The sequence below is a fragment of the Aeromonas sp. Y289-2 genome (genome assembly GCF_027705925.1).
In the GTDB taxonomy this organism is placed as follows: Bacteria; Pseudomonadota; Gammaproteobacteria; order Enterobacterales; family Aeromonadaceae; genus Aeromonas; species Aeromonas veronii.
Window position 1 is genome coordinate 62008 of record NZ_JAPDCH010000006.1, and the last position, 20196, is coordinate 82203.

Genomic DNA, 20196 nt, shown 5'->3' on the forward strand with positions numbered 1-20196 from the left:
GGGCGAATGGCTGTGTGCTGGTCAGAGGGGTAGCCTGCGTCCGGTTAGCGTGACAGCGGCGGCAACCGCGGTCGGCTTTTTCTACACCGGATAAAAGAGTGTGATAAAATCGCCCGCTGATTTTTCAGGTTTTGAGAGTCGATACAGATGAAGATCACCCTGCCCGATTTTGAAAAAGCCCGCGTTCTGGTCGTTGGCGATGTCATGTTGGACCGTTACTGGCATGGCCCTACCGGTCGGATCTCCCCCGAGGCGCCGGTGCCCGTGGTCAAGGTTGAACACATTGAGGAGCGTCCCGGTGGCGCGGCCAACGTGGCCCTCAACTCCGCCGCCCTTGGCGCTCACGCTGTGCTGCTTGGCCTGACCGGTCAGGACGAGGCTGCCGATGCTTTGGCTGGCCAGATGGCTGGCGTCAAGGTTGCCTGTGATTTCGTTCGTCTGGCCGACTTCCCGACTATCACCAAGCTGCGGGTGCTGTCACGCAACCAGCAGCTGCTGCGTCTGGACTTTGAAGAGCCCTTCCACTCCGTCGATGCCACCCTGCTGATGAGCAAGGTCGAGCAGGCGCTGCCTAATAGCGACGTGATGATCCTCTCCGACTACGGCAAGGGGGCTCTCAACGACGTGCCCGGCATGATCCAGCGCGCCCGAGCCGCGGGTATTCCGGTGCTGGTCGACCCCAAGGGGACCGACTTCGAGAAGTATCGCGGTGCCACTCTGCTGACCCCCAACATGTCCGAGTTCGAGGCTGTGGTAGGCAAGGTGAAGAGCGAAGAGGAGCTGGTCGCCAAGGGGCTGGATCTGGTCAAGCGTTTCGAGCTGGATGCCCTGCTGGTCACCCGTTCCGAGAACGGCATGACCCTGATCCGCGAAGGTCAGCCGGAGCTGCATCTGCCGGCTCAGGCCCACGAGGTTTATGATGTGACCGGTGCCGGTGATACCGTCATCTCCACTCTGGCCACCTCGCTGGCGGCAGGCAAGAGCCTGGACGAAGCCTGCGCACTGGCCAATACCGCTGCCGGTATCGTGGTCGGCAAGCTGGGTACCTCTACCGTGAGTCCGGTCGAGCTGGCCAACGCCCTCTATACCGAGCAGGAGACCGGCTTCGGCGTCATGTCTGAAGCCCAGCTGAAAGTGGCGGTTCGTGCCGCCCGTCTGCGTGGCGAGAAGGTGGTGATGACCAACGGTTGCTTCGACATCCTGCATGCCGGTCACGTCTCCTATCTGGCCAACGCCGGCAAGCTGGGGGATCGTCTGATCGTGGCGGTCAATACCGACGAGTCGGTTCGCCGTCTGAAAGGGCCGGGTCGTCCGGTCAACCCGACCGAGCGCCGCATGGCGGTGCTGGCTGCGCTGGGCGCGGTGGACTGGGTAGTGCCGTTTGGTGAAGATACCCCGCAGCGCCTGATCGCCGAGATCCTGCCCGATCTGCTGGTGAAGGGCGGTGACTACAAGCCGGAAGATATCGCCGGTTACGCCGAAGTGACTGCCAATGGCGGTGAGGTGCGCGTTCTCAACTTCGAGGATGGCTGCTCCACCACCGACATCATCAAGACGATCCGCGAGCGCGGCTAACGTTCTGCTGGCCCCGCAATCTGGCGGGGCTCACTATCGGCGGCTGCAAGCCGACCGAAATACGGATAACAAAAAGGCGACCTTGCGGTCGCCTTTTTCATGCACGATAGCGGCTATCAGCCTTTGGCTTTTGCCGTGGCAGGCATCAGACCCTGGTTCACTTCCACCAGATCCTGCGCTTCCAGCACACCGGCAGCCTGCTTCAGGCTCAGGATATTGAGGATATAGTTGTAACGGGCTTCGGAGAGCTTTTGCTTGGCGCTATATAGCTTTTTGGTTGAGTCCAGTACGTCGACGATGGTACGGGTACCCACTTCGTAACCGGCTTCGGTCGCCTTCAGGGCGCTGTCGGCGGAAACCACAGACTGGCTGTAGGCACGTACCGAGCCGATGCTGGCGTTCACGTTGTTGTAGGAGGAGCGCACTGTGCTCTGCACCGAGCGGAAGTTCTTCTCCAGCAGTTCGCTGGCCGCCACGTAGTCGTACTGAGCCTGCTTCACCTTGGAGCTGGTGGCGCCACCACTGTAAATCGGCAGCTTGAAGGTCAGGCCGATATTGGCCTGATTGTCATTGCCACCGCTCTGAATGCTATCAAGCTTGTAATCGGTATTGCTGGTCTGCAGTCCGGCATCCAGATCCAGCGTCGGCTCATGACCGGTTTTGGCCAGATCGATCTGCTCCTTGGCAATGTCCTTACTGATGCGGGCACTGTGCAGTTGCAGGTTTTTGTCCAGCGCCAGCTCCAGCCACTTGTCGGAGCCGAAAGCGGTCTTCTGCGGGCTGAAACGATCGGTGTTCAGCACGTCCAGATTGCGGTGATCGATACCGGTCAGCTCGCGCAGGGTCTCATAGCTGTTGTCCAGCTCGTTCTCGGCATTGATCTCGTCAGCCAGCGCTTGGTCACGGGAGGCTTCCGCTTCATGGACGTCGGTGATGGCGGTCAGGCCCACTTCGAAACGCTGCTGGGTTTGCTCCAGCTGACGTTCTACCGCAACCTTGTTGGCACGGACGAACTCCAGGGTATCCATCGCCTTGAGCACATCAAAGTAGGCTTTGGCGGTGCGCACCATCAGGTTCTGGATTTCGAGGTTGTAGGCTACGTCATTCTGGGTTGCACTCTTCTCGGAGATATCCAGATTGACCCAGTTACTGCGACGATAGATGGATTGATCCAGTGAAAGTGAACCGGAGGCTCTGTTGTTGGTCTGGGTATCGTTTTCGTTTTGCAGGTACTTCAGGTCAGCACCCAGATTGATCTGGGGCAGCAGGGCTGCACGGGATTCATTGATCTGCTCGAAGGCTTTATCGCGAACGGCTTTGGACTGCAGCAACTGCGGGTCTTTGATCTGGGCTTGCTGGTAGATGTCGAGCAGGTTTTCGGCATGGGCACCGGCACTGACGCCCAGCAACACCATGACTGACAAAAGTGTTCTTTTCATAGATCGTTTTAACCTTATGTAGTAACCCAAACTGGTTGCTGGAGAGGCAAATATTGTCACCGACCAAGCTTGATTGCAGCTTAATCACTCTACTATAAGCAAAATTTAATGCTAAGAGTCTCAGGTCCGGTGACGGGAACGTCAAGAACCGGACGCAGTTTTCTCCCCGCGCGCCTAGCCAAATGGTCTGTGGCTGCTAAAATCCACCCCTCATTACCATGGCACGCCGAGTGAATGAACGTTCATTCATGTTCCTCGGATTTTATGGTCAAACTGATACAAGTCAAGCTGACGGGAGCCCCGGATGTCGCAGCAACCCTTGCCGCAAGATCGGCATTACGCCGCCGATGATGTGAAAATCATTGAAAAATCAGCTGTATATAACGGCTTCTTCAAGGTGAATGTCTATCGTTTGCAGCATCGGTTATTTGCTGGTGGCTGGAATCAGCCCATCGTGCGCGAGCTGTTCGAGCGGGGCCATGCTGCCGCGCTGCTTCCCTACGATCCGGAGCGCGACCAGATAGTGCTGGTGGAGCAGTTCCGCATCGGCGCCATGGAGACCAGCCCGACCCCCTGGCTGCTGGAGCTGGTGGCCGGCATTATCGACGAAGGTGAGACCGCCGAGGCGGTGGTGCGTCGCGAAGCGGTGGAAGAGGCCGGTATCGAGGTGGCCCGCTGCGAGCATGCCATCAGCTATCTGGTGAGCCCGGGCGGCAGCACCGAGCGGATCGAGGTCTTTGTGGGCGAGGTGGATGCCAGCAAGGCCGAGGGGCTGCACGGGCTGGCGGATGAAGGCGAGGATATCCGGGTGCACGTGGTGAGCCGCGAACAGGCCTACGCCTGGCTCAAAGAGGGACGCATCGACAATGCGGCCTCGGTCATCGCCCTGCAGTGGCTGGCCCTCAACCACGGCGAGCTGCGTGCCCGCTGGCTGGCGGCTCGCTGAGGTGGCGCTGACCCTGCAACAGAGCAGGCGCTATGTGCCTGATCTGATGTCCTTGCAGCGTACCTGCGAGGTCAATTACATGGCGTTGATGAAACTGCTGCCGCCAGATGGGGAGGTGGGAGCCGAGCGCCGCTATCGGGTCGGCAACGATCTGCAGTTCCAGCTCACCATCATTGGCGAGAGTCGCTTCACCAATCAGGTGATCCTGAGCCAGCACAACCCCGAATTGCCCGAATATTTACAAGCTCAGATAGAGATTCGTTTGTATCATGATGTGCGGATGGCGGAAGTGTGTGCAGCGCAACAGATTTCCCGTTTGCAACCACGTTATGATTATCCCAATAAAAAGATGCACCAGCGGGACGAAAAGGAGCAGGTAAATCTGTTTCTGGCCGAATGGCTAAAATTTTGTCTCAGACATGGTACCAGCCCGATCAATATCTCCAGTTGAACAAATAAAAAGAAGCGTGATTTTGGAAACAGAGCTCCCCCAGGCGCAGGACGGCAGTGTGCGCCTGTTGCAAATTACCGACACCCACCTCTTCGCGAGTGCCGAAGGGCGGCTGTTGGCTGTGCGCACCGCAGAGAGTCTGGCCGCCGTGCTGGAACAGGTGCAGGCCAATGAACACCCCTACGAGGTGATTCTGGCGACCGGCGATCTGTCGCAGGATCACAGCCCGGAATCCTATCAGCGTTTCGCCTCCATGATGGCGCCCCTTGGCCGCCCCATCTACTGGCTGCCTGGCAATCACGATGACAGCCCGCTGATGACCGAATATCTCCATGCCGCCGGGATCAGCGAATCCAAGCAGCTGGTGGGCGACCACTGGCAGGTGATCCTGCTCGACACCCAGGTGCGCGGCAAACCCCACGGCATGATTGGCGATCACCAGCTGGCCGCCCTCGACCGCGCCCTGCGCCAATATCCTGATCGCCACGCTCTTATCACCCTGCACCATCAGGCGGTGCCGGTGGGTTGCGCCTGGCTGGATCAGCACAATCTCAAGAATGCCGATGACCTGTTCGCCGTGCTGGCTCGTCATCCGCAGCAGAAGACCATCCTGTTTGGCCACGTCCATCAGGAGTTTGACGAGGTGCACCGCGGGGTGCGGCTGATTGCCAGCCCCTCCACCTGCATTCAGTTCAAACCGCTCTCTGATGGCTTCGCGCTGGATGAATCCGGACCGGGCTGGCGCTATCTCACCCTCTATCCGGATGGGCGGGTGGCCAGTGAGGTGTGGCGCCTGCCGGTGGGGCAGTTTGTGCCCGACCCCAACGCCACCGGTTATTGAGGAGAGCATTTCATGAGGTCGGTTCTCCTTTATCTGCACGGTTTCAATTCCTCACCCGGTTCCGCCAAGGCCCAGCAGATGGCTGCCTGGGTGGCCGCCAACCGGCCCGACATCGAAGTGATCATTCCGGCCCAGCCCAATACGCCAGCGGCGGCCTGGGCGGCTATCGAGCAGACCATCGCCTATCTGCAGGGTCGTTATGGTAGTGAATTCAAACTCGGCGCCGTGGGCAGCTCCCTCGGTGGCTTTATGGCGACCCGGGTGAGCGAGCAGTACGGTTGCCGCGCGGCACTGATCAATCCGGCGGTGCGCCCGCACGAGCTGCTCTGTGACTACCTCGGCCCCCAGACCAATCCCTATACCGGGGAGCAGTATGTACTGCTGCCTCAACATATGGACGAGCTGCGGGCACTGGCGGTACCGGTGGCGGCGCCGGAGCGACTCTGGGTGCTGCAACAGCAGGGGGATGAGGTGCTCGACTATCGCAAGGCGCTGGATGAATACCGCTTTGCCCGCCTCTCGCTGGAGTGTGGCGGCAACCACGCCTTTGTCGCGTTCGAGCGTTACCCCGCCCAGATCATCCGTTTCCTCGGGTTATAGTCAGGTTTGAGTCAATAAGGACGGTCTCGCCCTGCTTGTTCTTCTCCAGATCAAGCTTTCGGTGCGGGGAGTTTGTTCTACCCCCGCCTAGCAGTTAAGATTCCCTCCAAACGTCAATTCGCAAGGCCCTCCATGTCTACTCAATACAATGCGGATGCCATTGAGGTCCTCAATGGCCTTGAACCGGTGCGTCGCCGCCCCGGCATGTATACCGACACCACCCGGCCCAATCACCTCGGCCAGGAGGTCATCGACAACAGCGTCGATGAAGCGCTGGCAGGTCACGCCCGCAATCTGGAGGTGATCCTGCATGAAGACCAGTCTCTCGAAGTGATCGACGACGGCCGCGGCATGCCGGTCGATATCCACCCGGAAGAGGGGGTCAGCGGGGTGGAGCTGATCCTCTGCAAGCTGCACGCGGGCGGCAAATTCTCCAACAAGAACTACCAGTTCTCCGGCGGTCTGCACGGGGTGGGTATTTCGGTGGTGAATGCCCTTTCCGATCGGGTCGAGGTGACGGTGCGTCGCGACGGTCAGGTCTATGACATCGCCTTCGAGCGCGGCGAGAAGGTACAGGAGCTGACCATCACCGGCACCTGCGGCCGTCGCAACACCGGCACCCGGGTGCGCTTCTGGCCGCAGGCGAGCTACTTCGATTCGCCCAAATTCTCGGTCACCAAGCTGGAGCACCTGCTCAAAGCCAAGGCCGTACTCTGCCCTGGCCTCACCATCAAGTTCCTCGACAAGAACACCGGCATCAAGCTGGAGTGGTGCTACGAAGATGGCCTCAAGGATTATCTGGTCGATGCGGTCAAGCAGTTCACCTGCCTGCCGGAGCAGCCTTTTATCGGCTCGTTCAGCTCCGAACAGTCGGCGGTGGACTGGGCGCTCTGCTGGTTGCCGGAAGGGGGCGAATGCCTCGCCGAATCCTATGTGAACCTCATTCCCACCGCGCAGGGTGGTACTCACGTCAACGGTCTGCGTCAGGGGCTGCTCGACGCCATGCGCGAGTTCTGCGAGTTCCGCAACCTGCTGCCGCGCGGGGTCAAGCTGACCCCGGAAGATATCTGGGATCGCTGCGCCTACATCCTCTCCATCAAGATGCAGGATCCGCAGTTCGCCGGTCAGACCAAGGAGCGCCTCTCCTCCCGCCAGAGCTCGGCGTTTGTCTCCGGCGTGGTGAAGGATGCCTTCAGCCTCTACCTGAACAGCAACACCGAGCTGGCGGAGCAGATCGCCGAGATCTGTATCTCCAGCGCCCAGCGCCGGATGCGTGCCGCCAAGACAGTGGTGCGCAAGAAGATTACCCAGGGCCCGGCGCTGCCCGGCAAGCTGACCGACTGTAACTGCGCCGACCCCATGCAGGGCGAATTGTTCCTGGTGGAGGGTGACTCTGCGGGCGGCAGTGCCAAGCAGGCGCGGGATCGCGAGTTTCAGGCCATCATGCCGCTGCGCGGCAAGATCCTGAACACCTGGGAGGTGGAGGCCGGTCAGGTGCTCGCCTCGCAAGAAGTTCACGATATCTCGGTCGCTATCGGGCTCGACCCCGACTCCGAGGATCTCAGCGGCCTGCGCTACGGCAAGGTGTGCATCCTCGCGGATGCGGACTCGGACGGTCTGCACATCGCCACTCTGCTCTGCGCCCTGTTTGTGAAGCACTTCCGCACGCTGGTGGAGAAGGGCCACGTCTATGTCGCCATGCCGCCGCTTTACCGGATCGATATCGGTAAAGAGGTCTACTACGCCCTCGACGAGGACGAGAAGAACGGCGTGCTGCAACGGGTCGAAGCCGAGAAGAAAAAGGGCAAGGTGATGGTGACCCGATTCAAGGGTCTGGGTGAGATGAACCCGAAACAGCTGCGGGAAACCACCATGGATCCCAACACCCGCCGTCTGGTGCAGCTCACCATGGAACCGGCAGGAGAGAGCGAAGGGGATGCGGCTGACGAGACCCTGCAGCTGATGGACATGCTGCTGGCCAAGAAGCGGGCGAGCGATCGCCGTGAGTGGCTTGAAGAGAAGGGCAACCTCGCCATCATCTAAGCCGTCGGCCGGCCCTGTCGGGGCCGGCAAGCATTTAGCCGGAGTCGCCCTGTGGCGGCTCCCGAACCGAAAGAGAAAATCACATGAGTGATGCTATCGAGCTCAGTCTGGACGGGGTAGAGCGCCAGCCAATGCGCACCTTTACCGAACAGGCTTACTTGAACTACTCCATGTACGTCATCATGGATCGGGCCTTGCCGCATATCGGCGACGGCCTCAAACCGGTGCAGCGGCGTATCATCTACGCCATGAGCGAGCTGGGTCTGTCGGCGCTCTCCAAGCACAAGAAATCCGCCCGTACCGTGGGTGATGTGCTGGGTAAGTACCACCCCCACGGCGACATCGCCTGTTATGAAGCCATGGTGCTGATGGCCCAGCCCTTCTCCTACCGTTACCCGCTGGTGGACGGTCAGGGTAACTGGGGTGCGCCGGACGATCCCAAATCCTTCGCCGCCATGCGTTATACCGAAGCGCGCTTGTCGCGCTTCTCCGAGCTGCTGCTCTCTGAATTGGGCCAAGGCACTGTGGAGTGGACGCCGAACTTCGACGGCACCATGAAGGAGCCGGTGGTGCTGCCTGCCCGTCTGCCGCACATCCTGCTCAACGGGGTGACCGGTATCGCGGTGGGGATGGCGACCGACATCCCGCCCCACAACGCGCGGGAAGTGGCCTACGCCTGTGCCGAGCTGCTCGACAACCCCAATGCTGGGCTGGATGCATTGATGCAGCACATTCAGGGGCCGGACTACCCGACCAACGCCGAGATCATCACCCCGCGCGACGATATCCGCAAAATCTACGAGACCGGCAAGGGCTCCATCAAGCAGCGGGCGGTCTGGAGCGAGGAGGATGGCGACATCGTCATCACCGCGCTGCCCCATCAGGCCTCCGGCGCCAAGATCATGGAGCAGATCGCCGCCCAGATGGTGGCGAAAAAGCTGCCGATGGTCACCGATCTGCGCGATGAATCGGACCACGAGAACCCGACCCGTCTGGTGATCGTGCCGCGCTCCAACCGGGTGGATGTAGAGGGGCTGATGGCCCACCTGTTCGCCACCACGGATCTGGAGAAGAACTACCGGGTCAACCTCAACATCCTCGGCCTCGACAACCGGCCGCAGGTGAAGTGCCTCAAGACCATCCTCAGCGAGTGGATCCAGTTCCGCCGCGAGACCGTGCGTCGCCGTCTGCAGTTCCGCCTCGACAAGGTGCTGGCTCGCCTGCATATCCTCGAAGGCTTGCTGATCGCCTACCTCAACATCGACGAGGTGATCGAGATCATCCGCACCGAGGATGAGCCGGGCAAGGTGATGGTGGAGCGTTTCAACATTACCGAGACCCAGGCCGAAGCGATCCTCGAGCTGAAACTGCGCCATCTGGCCAAGCTCGAAGAGTTCAAGCTGCGCGCCGAACAGAACGAACTGGCCGAAGAGCGCGACAAGCTGGAGCTCATTCTGGGCTCCGAGCGTCGCCTCAACACCCTGCTCAAGAAAGAGCTGCTGGCCGATGCCGAGAAGTACGGCGACGATCGCCGCACCCCGCTGGTGGAGCGTGCCACCGCCGTGGCGCTGACCGAGAAAGAGCTTATTCCCAGCGAACCGGTCACCGTCATCCTCTCCGACAAGGGGTGGGTGCGTGCCGCCAAGGGTCACGACGTGGATGTGGCGGGGCTCTCCTACAAGGCGGGGGACAGCTATCTGGCCCACGCCTGTGGCCGCAGCAACCAGCAGGCGGTGTTCCTCTCCACGCTGGGCCGCACCTACGCCCTTGAATCTCACACCTTGCCATCCGCGCGCAGTCAGGGCGAGCCGCTCACCGGCCGCTTTGCACTGGGGGCAGGGGAAGAGGTGCGTCATCTGGTGATGGGCAACGAGGGTGAGCCGTATCTGATCGCCAGCGACGCCGGTTACGGCTTTGTCTGCACCTATGACGACCTGATCGGCAAGAACAAGAACGGCAAGGCGCTGCTCACCGTGCCGGAAGGGGGTCAGGTGATGGCACCCCAGAAGATCGGCTCGCCAGAGACCGATCTCTGCATGGCCATCTCCAACGAAGGGCGCATGCTGCTGTTCCCGCTCAACACCCTGCCGGTGCTCGGCAAGGGCAAGGGCAACAAGCTCATCAGCATTCCGTCTGCTCGCGTCAAGGCGCGGGAGGAGTTTGTGGTGATGGCTGCCGTGATCCCGCAGGGCCAGTCGGTCACCCTGTTTGCCGGCAAGCGCAAGCTGACCCTCAAACCGTCCGATCTCGACTACTACCGTGGCGAGCGCGGCCGCCGCGGTGCCAAGCTGCCCCGCGGTTTGCAGCGGGTTGATCGCATCGAAATTGAACCCGCCGCCGGTGCCGAACCGGTAGCCGGGGAAAATCAGGAAGGGTAATAATTAAAAGGGAGCGATTAGTCGCTCCCTTTTTGCATAATTAATTTATTATGTGGTTGGCTTTTTCCTAGATATAAATGGGTCACTTTCAATTTGATCGCTAAGTTTATTTACCATCTCAACGACATCTCGGTATTTATTTAAGTGCTCAATTTCAATGCTTGATAGTTGCTTTTTAATAAAAGAGTAATGAGTGCTAAAACTTCTGTTGTCAATATGAGTTTGAGCGAGACCCTTTAAATGTTCCATAATATACTCAAGCTCATCGTAGTCATGAACTTTTGCAAGAATAAGATTAAGTCCATAGATTATTGTTTTCTCATCAATGGTTATACCCTTAAGCTCAACATAAGTGGTCTTCAAAAGGTGGGCTACATTATCATGAAGTTTACCAGATGATAGAGTGTAAATAGAAAAAACAAACCTTTCTATAATTGCTAGGCGAGGGAAAATGTCATACGTCATAATATTATTGATAAATGCGTATAACTTTTTATTGTTGCTAATGATCTCATTAACTTGATTATTTTTATTCAAAATATAAAGGAGATTAGAAAATAGTAAGCCGTCTTCTCTTAGTGGATGCCAGTCTAAATTAGAGAGTTTATCAATTTGCTTGTTAAGGATTGCTTCCAGGGTTTCAGGTGTGAAGTTAAACTCATATTTGTTAATTTGAAAGACAAGAAATTTATTTGTTGACTCTGTTAGCTCTGTCCATCTTGTGGTTTCAAATATTTCAGATAATATGGAAGTTATTTTCGACATCATGTCGTTATTATGAGAAATAAAAGATAGCAGAGCAAGAGTATTGTTCCATACCTTGATGGAGTAATTAATTATCGAGCTGTTGTCACTTGTTTTTATTGCATGTATACAATTCTTTAATATCGTCAATAGATACTCAGTAGTTTCATCATCTGCATCTAATGATTGCTTATCTTTCAATAGTGATGACAAGAAGTCTGATAGTTCATTTCTGTTAAATGAAATAATAGCTGTATAGGATAAAAACTGATCGACAAATGTTTTATTATCTAGAACCATCCGCTTGGATATGAATTCAAAAGTGGTTCTTGCTATGTATTTAAAGTCTGATGAGTAAAGAATAGCTAATTTGTTTTTTATGACAAAGAGTACGGTACAATACGAGTAATTATATAAAGCAATGGATTTATTGCTGAAAACCATACTGCCATTATTAATTTGGTGTATTTCATCATCTAACTCTCTACTTTTATGAGAGATTGTTTTAAATCTTTCCAATATGAAAGAGTTATTTGCATCCAAACCATTAAGCAGTGCTTTTTGCTGATATAAAACCTGCTTAGGAAAGCGGTCTATCATCTCTGATATATTATCGTTTTTAGATAGTTGCTCGCCCATAGATATATCATAGAATGACATTGCGCTCTCAAGTGGAATTTCACCAAAGCATAGATGTTTTTTATTGTATGAAGCGAGCAATGATTTAACAAAATATGATTTTGAAAAAAACAAATTAGCAAGGTGAGAAAATGTATCTCTTGATAACTCTAACTTCTTGAGAAAATAGTAATCAAAGGCTAAATCATAAGTTTCATCCAAACTAAGGTTGAAGTTAATAGATGAGCTGCGCTGACTTATCTTCATGAAGTCGAAGGTTGTATACTCATCAATAAAATTTATTTTATGTGGGTTTTTTATTCTGTAGAATTTTCTGTTTCTTCTGTCGATATGCAGCCTGACCTCAGAAACCGATACTGTTCTGAGTAGTTTTATTATACTCTTTCTTATTTCTCGTACATCAGATCTAGAATAATAAACCCCATCATCCACTTGGTATTCAATGGAGTCATTGCTGGCATCATAATATATTTTATTGATCTCTGTAGAGTCTAATTTATCTCTCAGCAGTCTGATTAAATTGGTCGGATATATATTGCTCCAATCAGAAGTATATGAAGAAGCCTCTGATAGAATGTCGTAAATAGCTACTGTAGTACTCGGATTCGCAATTTCCTCTAATACTCTCGCGACTCCAGAGCTTTTTCTAGATAAGTCATGATAAGAAAGAGTGTTAAATGTATTGTCATTCAATAATGGGTAAATTCCTTTCTCTTTAAGGTAATTATCTTCAGATAAGGACAAAGAACTTTCAGTAAGTAGAGTAAATGCTGGTGGTGCGTCAGTGGTTCTATTTCTAACCCAAGTTAATATTTGGTTTAAGTTGTAATCACTAATGCTATATCCTATAAATAAAACGACATGAGTTGAGAATAAACTTTTTATAAAGTTTTCAATTAGTGGAAAATTGTCAGAATATGCATGGTAATCGGACTCCTTAAATACAATGTTTCTAAGAGATAAGTCGCCATGCATTTTTATTAATAACTTGGAGCTTGGTGATGATGCAAGCTCATGATCATTGGCAACTTTAAAATACAGTTCGTTTTTTGTATGTATAGTTTTTTCTAGAAGGTCATCCCAATTTGTAGTTACTATATGCTGAGGCCTTAATGAAATAATTAGATCATGTAACTTGTTTGGTGTGCTTTCCTTTGGGAAAAATTCATTAATTTTATTGTAGTATGTATTCCTTCCATACTGTAAATGGTAATGTTCCGCAATTTTCAAATAATCATCTGTTCGAGGTTTATCTAGAGCAGCCTTCATGGAGTCAATTAATTTCTTCCATGATGGTAGTTTTGAGTCATAAGAAACTGCAGAGCCTACGAAAATAACAAGTTTATTGTTGTCTATTGCTCTTCGAATTGTTTTTATGTTCTCTTTATTTATCGCTTCCATGATGACCTTATTGTTGGCAGATCAGTGAAATTTATAGAGATTCTATAGATAATTAACTCATTTATAAAACGAAATCGTATAGGTCCATATCCGCACGTGAGAGGGCCATATCTCTGCAGCAAATCGTAATCAGACGCTCGCGAAAACAGTTACCCCAATTCTGCTGGTGCTCCAGCAGATCTCTTCTCTATGTCCATCGCCCCCGAGATTGCGGTGCGGACGATTACGCTTCGCTAATCGACCCTACGCGTTCCTGCTTGATTTCACGCTCTGCTGCTTGTCGGTGGTTTGCTCCCCCTCCTCACCGACCTTTCTCCCCTTATCTATGGCAAAGAGTGGGAGAAGGGAGCAGAGATCGCAGCCATTGATAGTGACCGTGGTATAGCGTGATAGCTAAGGGTGACAGCTATGGCTACAGGTTGGCAGGCGCTGGTTCCCTCTCCCCTTGGGAGAGGGTTAGGGTGAGGGAAAGCTGACGATAGGGGCAAACGCCGCAACAGGCACCAGGTTGCCAACCTGAAAAGAGCCACACATCCCGCCAAAAAAGAGGACCCCGCCATCCATGATGGCGGGGCCCCTTGCATTATCAGCTGTGTCGCGGATTCAACCGTTCGCGCTGGCAGGGGCCACTGAAATGGCTGGCCCGAGCCCGGTCAGACAGGGATAGCTGTCGCCGCCGGTTGCGGGGTGATTTTCGAGGCGATCAGCTGGCGCAGGCGGGGCACCAGCAGTAGCAACACCAAGCCGCCCGCCAGCGAGCCCCAGCCCAGCATATTGAACACCGAGCTGTAACCCGGGTTGGTGGCGACCGGGGTGCTGCCGATATTCTGCGGCATGGCGCCGGAGACATAGCCTGCCAGTACCGAGGCGACGCCAGTCACCATCATCCAGCAACCCATCATCAAGCCTTGCAGGCTGGCGGGGGCCAGCTTGCCAATCATGGCGTAACCGATGGGGGAGATCAGCAGCTCGCCAAAACTCTGCAGCACATAGCTGATGGCGATCCACTTGAAGGCGACCAGCCCGTCGGCCCCCGCCAGATGGATGCCGATCGGCAGTACCAGCATCCCCAATCCCATGCAGAACAGGGAGGCGGCAAACTGGGAGGGGATGTCGATATTCCACCCCTGTTCGCGTAGTCGCTTGAACAGCAGCGCCATCAGCGGGCCACCGATAACGATGACGAGGGTGTTGATGTTCTGGATCCACTGGGGGGCGACCCGCAGCCCGAACACGTTGAGGTTGATGTTGTGCTCGGAGAAGAGCATCAGCCCCATGGGCGCCAGCTGATAGAGTGACCAGAAGATGAGGGAGCCGAGGGCGAGGATCAGGTAGGCCACCATGCGGCTGCGCTCGGCGGCGTCCGGATGGCGGGCGGTCATCACACAGAGCAGCACCAGCACCACGGCCCCCAGGATCAGCACGAAACTGCCGCTGAAGCTGGCGTGGGTCAGCAGCAGACGCAGCGCCGGCACCAGCATGGCCAGAATGGCGATACCTGCCAGCATGCGGCGGTAGAAGCCGCTCCCTTTGACATGGCGCAACGGGGTGCTGATATCCGCCAGAATCGGCCAGCAGGCGAAGGTAGCGATGATAGCGATGATATTGCCCAGCGTCGCAAACAGGAACAGGGTGCGGTAATCCTCGGTGAGCTGGAAGTAGCCCGCTACCGTGAAGCCGATAAAGAAGCCCAGATTCATCCCGGCGTAGTTCCACAGGAAGGCGCTCTCGCGGCGGTGATCATCCGGGGCGAAGCGCTGGGTCAGCATCATGTTGAGGCAGGTAACGTTGAGGCCGCTGCCGGTGAGGAACATGGCGAGCCCCCAGTAGAGGCCGGTGATCCCCATCTCGGCGATGAAGTAGCAGCCGATCACCTGCAACACCATCCCCATCACGAACAGGTTGCGGTTGCTGAGGTAGCGCCCGCCGAGATAACCGCCAAACAGGTGCAGGCCATAGTTGAAGGCCCCGAAGACCCCCATCATGGCGTTGGCCTGGGATTCACTGAAGCCGAGCCGCTTGGTGGCGTAGAGCACCAGGGTGGAGTAGAGCACGGCAAACCCCAGGGTCGAGAAGGTCTGGATAAAGAACAGCGCCCCGGAGCCGGGGGGAATGGTGGGGTGTTGATTCGAAGCGCTCACGGTCTGTCTCCTGTGAGAGAAGAAAGTCATTACTCGTCCTGAGAGCGTACCGGTCTGCTGCCGGCTAGCCTTGTGCGCTTCCATGCTGGTCTGAAGGCCGGTCTGTCATTTAGCGGCCAAGCGGTGCAAATAGCCATACCTGAAATTTAATCCGGCGCGATTAATTGCTTTTTATTGATCTATTCCGCCTTTTTATGCGCGATTGAGCCGTGGTTGTAGCTCGGCTTACCACGCGATTGCGGCATGGTTGATGTGATTCAGTCGGCTATTTTGTGCCGATTATGGCGCTATAGCGGGATCTGTGTCCCGCTTTGTTGTCCCGAAACGCAGCTGGCGCCAAGTTGTTGTATTGCAGGTTGTTTATTCATCCTTGGGCATTGAGTGAATAAATATCGGGAGGAGAAGGGGTTGCCTCAGGGTGACTTGCGTGTGTTCCCTCTCTGCTTGGGAGAGAGTGAGGGGAGGATAGAACAACGCCCGGCGGGCCGGGCGTTGTGGTGCGACTGATGGGCGGCGAAAGCGGCCTTAAAAGTCGTGGTAGAGCGGCCAGCCGAGCAGCGGGTGCTTGAGACCGGCGCGCATCTCCATGTTGTCGAGCTTCTCCGGTGAGGCGTTCTCTTTTTGCAGCAGCTGGTACTGGCGCACAAAGCCGAGGGTGTGCAGCAGGTTCGGCACAAAGCCCGGGCTCAACTCCTGCCGCAGGGCGGCGGCCATGTCGGCAGGCAGCGCGTTCAGCATCAGGGCGAGCTGGGCGGCGAGGTAGTCGGTGTCATACCAGCCCTCATCGAGCTCAATCTCCCGCGCCAGTTTGCGCTTGAGATCCTGCTTCACCTTGAGCGGGGCGGCGCCACTGCCCTTGCCGCAGAGAATGCGGTAGAGCAGGGCCTCGGCCAGCTTGTCCTCCATGGTGGGGTGGTCGCTCTCGCAGGCGAAGAAGTGCTGGTCGATGAGTTCCATCAGGCGGCTCTTGTTGTGCTCGGTCAGCGCCTTCTCGTACTCCTGCCACCCTTGCCACTCCTCCACATCGGGCGGGCTCGAGATCTTGTCCAGCAGGCGGGCATCCACGTCACCGTAGAGGCTGTTGCCAGCCTGCTTGGGGCTGACGGTAATGAGCATCGACCAGCCCTTCTGGAACGGCTTGATGGGGCCTTCCGGCGCCTGCAGCAGCGCCAGCGCCTTGGCCGGATCCCGCGCCGAGAGCTCCTGCAGGCCGAGGCTCACCACGCCGATGACGTCGTGGGCCGCCTGCTCCAGCAGGTGCATCTTGTACTTGTTGTAGTACTTGTCGGCGAATTTGAGGCTCATCAGCACCGCCTTGCCCTTGATGGCGGCGAGCTGCTGCTGACTCAAGAGTTCGTTGTCGCGGCCAAAGCGCAGCACCTGGGTCAGAAAGGGGCCCTGGTTGGCATCGCGAATGACTAACTGCATGAATGGGCTCCTTAATCCAGAAAGCTGAACATGTCGTCGACGTCGCCGTACTCGTCTTCCTCGACCTTGTTCTTCTCTTTGGCCTGCATCACCAGTTCGGCGGCAAACTTGTTGATGATGCCGTCCCAGGTGGAGTGCTCGTTGCGCAGCAGCGCCTTGATGGCTTTCTCCACCTCGGGGGCCAGCTCGCGAATGAGCATCAAGAGGCTGCGCGGGTCATCCAGCGCGTAGTCGTGGACATCCTCGCTCTGCTGACGCTCGCTGTAGCGCAGGGACTCTTCGAGATCTTCCTCTTCGGCGTGCAGCACGTCGCGATAGCCTTCGTCCTCTTCATAGCGATCGCCGCGATAGAACTCGATAAAGGGGATGGCGAGGTAGAAGAGACCGGCCGGATCTTCGGCCACGCACTCGAGGATCTCGCGCTGCTTGGCTTCGCTATCCTGGGTGCGGATCAGGTAGTTGAGGAAGTCGAAGGTGTGCTGTTGCAGCTCGTCGGCGTTGTTCTTGATCGCCTCTTCCCAATAGAGCGGCTGCTGGCAGACGATGTCGCGGATCCGCTCCGGCGTCATCAGCTCGGAGATGATGGAGGGGAAGGAGATATCGTGCTGGCCGTTAATCTGGGTCAGGGTAACGATATCAATGTTTTCAATCACTTCTGCCAGCTGGTCGTCAGACATGGTCTTGGCGATCAGCTCGAACTTCTCGCTGGCCTGCTTCGGCTCGATAACGGCCAGCTCTTTGATCTCGATGGCGGTAATTTCTATCAGACTGTTGCTCATGCCTTGCCCCAATTAGAAACGGACTTCGTCGTACATATCCTGATCGCCGTCGTCATCACCATAGCGGTCACTGCCGCCGTGGTAGTCGGCGTCGGCATCTTCCCCGTCTTCATCTTCTTCGTCGCGCAGCTCATAGTCGTCATCGCTGCGGTGGCTACCGCGCGGCAGCGGGTTGTCGAGCAGGAACAGCACGGCGCAGGCTTCCATCAGCTGATCTTCGCTCTGGGCCCGCACCGCCTTGACCAGCGGCAGGGCGGCGTTGTTGAAGCCGACGCTCACCTTGAACTCGTCCCAGGAGGGCTGCTCGCCGCTGGCGAGCCACTTGTTCCACTGCGACTTGGCCTTGGCCGGGAACTGCACCCGGCCATAGAGGGCCAGCGGCAGATACTCGGGCATAAACTCCAGCATGCTCATATCGGCCAGCAGCAGGCTCTTCATCTGGTCGGTGAACTGTTCCAGCCCCTTGGGGTCGTCCTGATCCCGGTAGGATTCGATGTTTTCGCTGGCATCGCTTTGCAGCGACTTGAGCCGCGCCTGGTCCCATCTCTTTTGCATAGTTGCTCTTTCTGCCTGCTGTTTCAGGGGTAGAACTGATCCCACATCTCCTGCATGGCGGAGGCGGGGTCGGTCACGATGACGTTGTTGAAATCCTTGATAAAGGCGGCCCGCTGTTTCGGATCGGACAGCACTTCATAGGCCTGCTTTACCTGGTGCAGCTTGATGGCTGCCTGCTCTTTCTCTTCTTCACTGGCCCCGTGCAGCTTGTCGGGGTGGTACTGGTTCGACAGCCGACGATAGGCTTTCTTGATGTCGTTTTCGCTGGCGTTGGACTTGACGCCCAGCACCCGAAAGTAGTTGTTCATGGCAGATCCTGCATCACTGGCATCATAGGATTCACGCTGCGAGTGCCTGATGGTGGGGATTGGTAAACCAGGCACGGCAAAAACCCGTCATTTTAACGGAAACAGCCCGCCAACGCGATGAGTTGGGCGATCAATTAACGGGCGAGATGAAGAGGTGTCAGTTGAGCGTCTATTGTTGCCAGTCGGTCTGGCCAGTGCAAGGGGCGGGCACGGGAAGGCGATGAAAAAATGGTCAGGGGCGAGTGTGGGGTGAGATGGCGGCGGCAGCGCAAATCGGGCTGCCGCCGCAAGGGGTTACTCCTCCCAGAAGGAGGCGGAGGTGTGGTAGATCATCTTCTTGCTCATCCCGCCATCGACCACCAGATTGGCACCGTTGATAAAGTCGTTGCGAGGATCCGCCAGAAAGAGGCAGGCCCGTGTGATGTCGTCGGGGCGCCCGGCCCGGCCGCTCGGGTGCTGGCGATGATCCGCCTCGGTCAGGGTGTGGTAATCCTCCGCCTGGATCCAGCCCGGACTGATGGCATTGACCGTGATGGGATGGTCGGCCAGCGAGTTGGCGAGGGACTGGGTGAGGGCGACCAGTGCCCCCTTGGAGGCGCCGTAGGCATCCCAACCCGGTTCGTTCTGCTGCCAGCGGGTGGAGGCAATATTGATGATGCGGCCATAGGACAACCCGCGGTTGGCCTGCACAAAGGCGCGGGCGCAGAGCATGGCACCGCGCACATTGACCGTCATCACCTGATCGAACTGGGCTGCGCTCAGCTCTTCGAAGCGGGTGTGGAACTTGCTGATGGCGCCGTTGTTGATCAGCAGGTGGATGCCGCCATGTTGTGCGCGCACCTCGGCAAAGAGCCGCACGATGGCCTGCTCGTCCCGCAGATCGAGGGGGTGAAAGTGGATCTCAGGATGGTCGAAAGCGTGAGGGGCCAGATCGGTTGCGATCACCCGATAACCCGCCTCGGCCAGCCCGATGCAGAGCTGGCGGCCAATCCCGCCAGCGGCGCCGGTGACCAGTGCAATTTGGGGTTGGTTGGTCAGCTCGTTCATTGTGCCGCTCCATTGCGTGCCCGCAGCACCTTGATCAGGGCCGACACCTCCTGCTGACCAAACCCTTGCGCCACCCCTTCCTCAAACAGATCGGCGGCAAAGCGCGGGAAGCGGCTGTCTATCCCGGCATCGGTGGCATGACCGGCGAGGCGGCTGATGGCGGCGCTCCAGGTTTTCAGGCTGGCGTAGGGGTGATCGAAATCGCCGCTCGCCAGCGTCTTGCCCAGATGGGCCACATCGCCACCGAGAATGGGCGAGAGCTCGCTGAACTGGGCGCACACCTTGGCCACCGGCAACCCTTCCGCCTCGCAGATCAGCGCGCCGTGCAGAGCACCGAGCAGACCACCGGCAAAGTAGGCGGCGACGGCACAATCTTGCGCCGCGGCGGCGCCCACCGCCTCGGCCACATGGTCGAGGGTGGGGGCGAGCAGGCGCAGCACCGGCTCGGCGTCGCTAAAGGCGGTGCTGGCACCGGAGCAGATGATGCTGGCATCAGTGGTGCCGATCTGATCCGGGAAGCAGAGGATGGCGCCATCGAGATAGCGGGCGCCGCGGGCGTGACTCCAGCTCTCCAGCGCTCTGGCCCCCTGCGGGCTGCCGGTGGAGAGCTGCACCAGCAGCTTGCCCGCCACCGCATCGCTCGCCTCATCCAGCAACTGCTGGCTGACGGCGTAGTTATCGACGCAGACAAGGGTGATATCGCTTGCAGCTATGGCCGCGCCAACCGAGGGGGCGAGTGTTGCACCCAGTGCCTGCAGCGGGGCCGCCTTGGCGGTGCTGCGATTCCAGACGGTGACCGGATGGCCCGCCTTGAGCAAGGTGGTGGCGAGGGCGGAGCCCATGGCCCCGAGGCCAATGACAGAGAGATGGTGCATGATGGC

16 protein-coding genes are annotated in these 20196 nt (G+C 56.7%); 7 read left to right on the top strand and 9 right to left on the bottom strand.

What is annotated here, in order from left to right; all coding sequences use genetic code 11:
* The first annotated feature begins 147 nt into the window (after nucleotides 1-147).
* On the top strand, nucleotides 148-1575 hold the full coding sequence (hldE, locus tag OKC43_RS10965; protein WP_005335903.1) for a bifunctional D-glycero-beta-D-manno-heptose-7-phosphate kinase/D-glycero-beta-D-manno-heptose 1-phosphate adenylyltransferase HldE: 1428 nt from the start codon (nucleotides 148-150) through the stop codon (nucleotides 1573-1575).
* Nucleotides 1576-1691: 116 nt separating this feature from the next.
* Here hldE and tolC read toward each other — a convergent pair whose 3' ends face one another.
* Complete coding sequence (gene tolC / locus OKC43_RS10970; RefSeq protein WP_270659196.1) at nucleotides 1692-3014, bottom strand: outer membrane channel protein TolC; 1323 nt, start codon at nucleotides 3012-3014, stop codon at nucleotides 1692-1694.
* Between the two features lie 304 nt (nucleotides 3015-3318).
* On the opposite strand from tolC, the gene nudF reads away from it, so the two are divergent.
* The 6 genes from nudF to parC all read left to right on the top strand — a co-directional run bounded on the left by nudF (nucleotide 3319) and on the right by parC (nucleotide 10273).
* Nucleotides 3319-3960 (top strand): ADP-ribose diphosphatase, encoded by a 642-nt coding sequence (nudF, locus tag OKC43_RS10975; protein WP_270659198.1) that lies wholly within the window; start codon nucleotides 3319-3321, stop codon nucleotides 3958-3960.
* A 46-nt stretch (nucleotides 3961-4006) separates the two neighbouring features.
* Entirely contained in the window at nucleotides 4007-4411 is a 405-nt protein-coding gene (locus OKC43_RS10980) for a DUF1249 domain-containing protein (RefSeq protein ID WP_202411252.1), read from the top strand.
* 22 nt (nucleotides 4412-4433) lie between these two features.
* The gene (gene cpdA / locus OKC43_RS10985; RefSeq protein ID WP_041202814.1) at nucleotides 4434-5252 is read left to right on the top strand and encodes a 3',5'-cyclic-AMP phosphodiesterase; all 819 of its coding nucleotides are present in this window, start codon (nucleotides 4434-4436) and stop codon (nucleotides 5250-5252) included.
* 12 nt (nucleotides 5253-5264) lie between these two features.
* The gene (locus OKC43_RS10990; RefSeq protein ID WP_270659200.1) at nucleotides 5265-5852 is read left to right on the top strand and encodes a YqiA/YcfP family alpha/beta fold hydrolase; all 588 of its coding nucleotides are present in this window, start codon (nucleotides 5265-5267) and stop codon (nucleotides 5850-5852) included.
* A gap of 132 nt (nucleotides 5853-5984) precedes the next feature.
* Nucleotides 5985-7895, top strand: a complete 1911-nt coding sequence (gene parE, locus OKC43_RS10995) for a DNA topoisomerase IV subunit B (protein ID WP_005335894.1) — start codon at nucleotides 5985-5987, stop codon at nucleotides 7893-7895.
* A gap of 83 nt (nucleotides 7896-7978) precedes the next feature.
* Entirely contained in the window at nucleotides 7979-10273 is a 2295-nt protein-coding gene (parC, locus tag OKC43_RS11000) for a DNA topoisomerase IV subunit A (RefSeq protein ID WP_270659203.1), read from the top strand.
* A gap of 48 nt (nucleotides 10274-10321) precedes the next feature.
* Here parC and OKC43_RS11005 read toward each other — a convergent pair whose 3' ends face one another.
* The 8 genes from OKC43_RS11005 to OKC43_RS11040 all read right to left on the bottom strand — a co-directional run bounded on the left by OKC43_RS11005 (nucleotide 10322) and on the right by OKC43_RS11040 (nucleotide 20190).
* A complete protein-coding gene (locus OKC43_RS11005; RefSeq protein WP_236272582.1) occupies nucleotides 10322-13057 on the bottom strand; it encodes an SIR2 family protein in 2736 nt (911 codons plus the stop codon).
* 653 nt (nucleotides 13058-13710) lie between these two features.
* Nucleotides 13711-15198: a peptide MFS transporter gene (locus OKC43_RS11010; RefSeq protein ID WP_236272583.1), complete on the bottom strand. Its 1488-nt coding sequence runs from the start codon at nucleotides 15196-15198 to the stop codon at nucleotides 13711-13713.
* A 525-nt stretch (nucleotides 15199-15723) separates the two neighbouring features.
* Nucleotides 15724-16626, bottom strand: a complete 903-nt coding sequence (gene atcC, locus OKC43_RS11015) for a cold adaptation protein AtcC (protein ID WP_236272584.1) — start codon at nucleotides 16624-16626, stop codon at nucleotides 15724-15726.
* Nucleotides 16627-16637: 11 nt separating this feature from the next.
* A complete protein-coding gene (gene atcB, locus OKC43_RS11020; protein ID WP_005335887.1) occupies nucleotides 16638-17405 on the bottom strand; it encodes a cold adaptation protein AtcB in 768 nt (255 codons plus the stop codon).
* A 12-nt stretch (nucleotides 17406-17417) separates the two neighbouring features.
* Nucleotides 17418-17960 (bottom strand): cold adaptation protein AtcA, encoded by a 543-nt coding sequence (gene atcA / locus OKC43_RS11025; protein ID WP_064335393.1) that lies wholly within the window; start codon nucleotides 17958-17960, stop codon nucleotides 17418-17420.
* A gap of 23 nt (nucleotides 17961-17983) precedes the next feature.
* Nucleotides 17984-18268: a cold adaptation protein ActJcold adaptation protein ActJ gene (gene atcJ, locus OKC43_RS11030; RefSeq protein WP_005343121.1), complete on the bottom strand. Its 285-nt coding sequence runs from the start codon at nucleotides 18266-18268 to the stop codon at nucleotides 17984-17986.
* 294 nt (nucleotides 18269-18562) lie between these two features.
* Nucleotides 18563-19315 (bottom strand): SDR family NAD(P)-dependent oxidoreductase, encoded by a 753-nt coding sequence (locus OKC43_RS11035; protein ID WP_270659212.1) that lies wholly within the window; start codon nucleotides 19313-19315, stop codon nucleotides 18563-18565.
* Entirely contained in the window at nucleotides 19312-20190 is an 879-nt protein-coding gene (locus tag OKC43_RS11040; protein ID WP_270659213.1) for an NAD(P)-dependent oxidoreductase, read from the bottom strand. Before OKC43_RS11040 ends, OKC43_RS11035 begins: the two co-directional genes overlap by 4 nt.
* Between the last annotated feature and the right edge of the window lie 6 nt (nucleotides 20191-20196).

Coding starts and splice junctions, on each gene's coding strand:
- hldE (WP_005335903.1), top strand. CDS start 148: ATGAAGATCACCCTGCCCGATTTTGAAAAAGCCCGCGTTCTGGTCGTT.
- tolC (WP_270659196.1), bottom strand. CDS start 3,014: ATGAAAAGAACACTTTTGTCAGTCATGGTGTTGCTGGGCGTCAGTGCC.
- nudF (WP_270659198.1), top strand. CDS start 3,319: ATGTCGCAGCAACCCTTGCCGCAAGATCGGCATTACGCCGCCGATGAT.
- OKC43_RS10980 (WP_202411252.1), top strand. CDS start 4,007: ATGTCCTTGCAGCGTACCTGCGAGGTCAATTACATGGCGTTGATGAAA.
- OKC43_RS10990 (WP_270659200.1), top strand. CDS start 5,265: ATGAGGTCGGTTCTCCTTTATCTGCACGGTTTCAATTCCTCACCCGGT.
- parE (WP_005335894.1), top strand. CDS start 5,985: ATGTCTACTCAATACAATGCGGATGCCATTGAGGTCCTCAATGGCCTT.
- parC (WP_270659203.1), top strand. CDS start 7,979: ATGAGTGATGCTATCGAGCTCAGTCTGGACGGGGTAGAGCGCCAGCCA.
- OKC43_RS11005 (WP_236272582.1), bottom strand. CDS start 13,057: ATGGAAGCGATAAATAAAGAGAACATAAAAACAATTCGAAGAGCAATA.
- atcC (WP_236272584.1), bottom strand. CDS start 16,626: ATGCAGTTAGTCATTCGCGATGCCAACCAGGGCCCCTTTCTGACCCAG.
- atcB (WP_005335887.1), bottom strand. CDS start 17,405: ATGAGCAACAGTCTGATAGAAATTACCGCCATCGAGATCAAAGAGCTG.
- atcA (WP_064335393.1), bottom strand. CDS start 17,960: ATGCAAAAGAGATGGGACCAGGCGCGGCTCAAGTCGCTGCAAAGCGAT.
- atcJ (WP_005343121.1), bottom strand. CDS start 18,268: ATGAACAACTACTTTCGGGTGCTGGGCGTCAAGTCCAACGCCAGCGAA.
- OKC43_RS11035 (WP_270659212.1), bottom strand. CDS start 19,315: ATGAACGAGCTGACCAACCAACCCCAAATTGCACTGGTCACCGGCGCC.
- OKC43_RS11040 (WP_270659213.1), bottom strand. CDS start 20,190: ATGCACCATCTCTCTGTCATTGGCCTCGGGGCCATGGGCTCCGCCCTC.